Source organism: Caldisalinibacter kiritimatiensis, assembly GCF_000387765.1.
GTDB lineage: Bacteria > Bacillota > Clostridia > Tissierellales > Caldisalinibacteraceae > Caldisalinibacter > Caldisalinibacter kiritimatiensis.
The window spans coordinates 1-925 of record NZ_ARZA01000178.1; the positions used below are offsets into that span (position 1 = coordinate 1).

The 925-nt window shown below is 28.2% G+C and carries 2 protein-coding genes; both read left to right on the forward strand.

Features of this window, described 5'->3' with window-relative positions; all coding sequences use genetic code 11:
- Positions 1-510 (forward strand): hypothetical protein (locus L21TH_RS14555; RefSeq protein ID WP_034429765.1); only part of this gene is annotated, 510 nt, incomplete at its 5' end.
- Positions 511-598: 88 nt separating this feature from the next.
- A partial coding sequence (locus L21TH_RS07870; RefSeq protein ID WP_034429766.1) for a hypothetical protein occupies positions 599-925 on the forward strand: 327 nt, incomplete at its 3' end.

Below are 925 nucleotides of genomic sequence, written 5' to 3' on the forward strand. Positions count from 1 at the left end.
GAAAAAGTTATTAAAGTGGCTAGTGCTTTAGTAGAAAATCCATACAAAGAAAATTATGTTGAAGTGAGATATTTTGAAGATGATGAAGTTCCTGCTGTTATAATAGGATTTGCAGAAAATAAACTTCAAACTAATATCGGTCTTTACATGTTTAGTTTTTCTTTCGCTGAAAAGAAATATAAAAATGTAAGTATATACGATAAAAGATTATCTTCAAAAGCTACAATTCGATTATCATTAAAATGTTTATTTGATGAAACTGCTGAAAATGGATATGTTGCTCCAGAATATAGAGAGAGATTAGAAAAATCACTTGTAGCTTTATTTGGAGAAGCAGGAAAGGATATAACAGATTATGCAGTAGAAAAACTCCTTGAAAAGAGAGAAAAAAGTATGACTGCTTTAAAAGGAGTATGTGAAACAAAAACATTTGGTAATATACAAGTTGATTATGTGAATCATCCAATTTTAGCTGAACCAGATATAAATCTATATTTTACTGTTAAGTAATGTAAGATAGCATTTTAGTTATGTATTATATAACCGATTAGAGAAATTTCTCTAATCGGTTTGTATTGATAAAGGAGGAAAAGGATACATGAAAAAACACCTTGTAAAAAATAATATAAAGAAAATAGTATCCTTAATAATTATATTTATAATGGTATTTTCTAATATAACAAGTATGTACCTTCCAAATATATTAAACAACAAAGTATATGCTACATCATATCCAAGTAATCAAGCTGAATTTGAAGATATGGTACAAAAGGCAGGATTTCCTAATACAGACCTTAATTATGGTTTATCACCCAATTTTCAGCTATACCAAGAAAGAGGAATAATAGTATATGGTTCACCAGAGGATGTTAAAAGGATTGAAGGTGAAAATGACGAAAGAGATGGGGAATACAGATATTTAGGA